Consider the following 1,737-nt stretch of genomic DNA (forward strand, 5'->3'; position numbering starts at 1 on the left):
GGTACGGCTCTATCCCTCGCTGTCCGGCGTTCCCATCGAGAAGCGCTGGTTCGGCCGGGTTGCGATGACGCCGGACCACCTGCCGCACATCCACGAGCCGGAGAAAGGCCTGCTCGCCGTGGTCGGCTGCCAGGGTCGTGGTGTCGGCCTGATGACTGCGCTTGGCGAGCGCATCGCCGGCTACCTCCAAAGTGGCGACGCCAGGCAATTGCCTTTCCCGGTCTCGCCGATCCGGCCGATCCCGTTTCACGCCTTCCGCCAGGTCGGCGTCGCCGCGACCATCGCCTGGTATCGCCTGCTCGATGCGTTGGAGCGCTGACCAGGGCGCTTTATCTCCTTGGAGTTCCGTTAGGGGATTCTGCTTGACAGTTTCATGGATATGAAAAACTCTAGGCCAATTTCAAATTTCCAATAGGCAGGTCGATGTCGACCCTAGTTGCAACATCAGCGCCAGAGGCCCGGTCTTCCCAGGGCTTCCGGGTCGCCATGCTGCTGCCGGGCGCGCTGGTCACCTTCCTGCTGATCCTGTTTGCGCTTGGCCTCGTGCTTTTCCTCGCCTTCCGCGGCAATGACGGTTCGCTGCTCGGCGCCGGTTTCACCGTCGCGAACTTCGTCACCGTGGTGTCCGATCCGCTGTACTGGACGGTGACGCTGCGCTCGCTGATCATTGCCGCTCTGGTCACGCTGGCGACGGTCGTCACTGCCTATCCCGTCGCCTACTACCTTGCCTTCCATACCGGCCGGCGGCGCGGCCTGCTGCTGTTCCTGGTGACGCTGCCGTTCTGGACCAGCTATCTCCTGCGCGTCTTCGCCTGGAAGATCGTGCTCGCCTACAATGGCGTTTTGAACTCGGCGCTGATCGAAAGCGGCATCTGGTCCGAGCCGACATTGGCCTTTCTCAACACGCCGGCCGCCGTCGTCGTCACGCTGGCGCACGCCTATGCGCCTTTCGCCATCCTGCCGATCTACGTGGCGCTGGACACCATCCCGAAATCGCTGATCGAGGCCGCTTCCGATCTCGGCGCGCGGCCATTCACCTCTTTCCGCCGGATCGTGCTGCCCAATTCGATGCCGGGCGTGCTGGCGGCAGCCCTCGTCGTCTTCGTGCCGACGGTCGGCGACTATGTCACGCCGGCGCTCGTCGGCGGCCCGGCCAGCACCATGATCGGCACGCTGATCCAGGCGCAATTCGGCAAGGCCAATGACTGGCCGTTTGGCGCAGCACTCTCCGTCGCCGTCATGCTGGTCATCCTGTGCGTGGTGCTGGTCGCGCGCTTCGCCGACCGCAGATTTGGCAGCCGCACATGAGCACTGCACGCACGCACGGAGGTGGCCGCTGGCTCGGCATGTATATCGCCGCCTATCTGGTCTTTCTCTATCTGCCGGTGCTGCTGATCCCGCTGTTTTCCTTCAACAACTCGATCCAGGCAGCGTTTCCGCTGCAAGGTTTTACCTTGCAATGGTACGCGACGCTGTTCGGCAATTCGGCGCTGACCGGTGCACTCTTGAACAGCCTCGCCATCGGCGCCTTCGCCGCCACGGGTGCGACGCTGTGCGGCATAACCGTATCCTACATGGACCTCTACGGCCGCTCGCCGCTGGCCGCCACCATCAGCGCCATCGCAAGGCTGCCGATCCTGATCCCGGGCGTCATCGTCGGCATATCGCTGCTGATCCTCATCAACCTCGTTGGTCTGGGGCCATCGCGCGTCGCCATCGTTCTCGGCCATATATTGG

The 1,737-nt window shown here is 63.6% G+C and carries 2 protein-coding genes and 1 pseudogene; all 3 read left to right on the forward strand.

Annotated features, from left to right (window positions below):
* The coding region (locus EN879_RS34740; RefSeq protein WP_164774791.1) for an FAD-dependent oxidoreductase at window positions 1-319 on the forward strand (319 nt) is incomplete at its 5' end.
* Between the two features lie 104 nt (window positions 320-423).
* Window positions 424-1,308 carry an ABC transporter permease gene (locus EN879_RS34745; RefSeq protein ID WP_063167636.1) on the forward strand — a complete coding sequence of 295 codons (885 nt, stop codon included), beginning with the start codon at window positions 424-426 and terminating at the stop codon, window positions 1,306-1,308.
* Window positions 1,305-1,737 (forward strand): annotated as a pseudogene (locus EN879_RS34750) (ABC transporter permease); the annotation flags it as partial. The gene EN879_RS34745 and the pseudogene EN879_RS34750, both read left to right, overlap by 4 nt.

The sequence above is a fragment of the Mesorhizobium sp. M7A.F.Ca.AU.002.02.1.1 genome, assembly GCF_003998535.1.
GTDB lineage: Bacteria > Pseudomonadota > Alphaproteobacteria > Rhizobiales > Rhizobiaceae > Mesorhizobium > Mesorhizobium ciceri.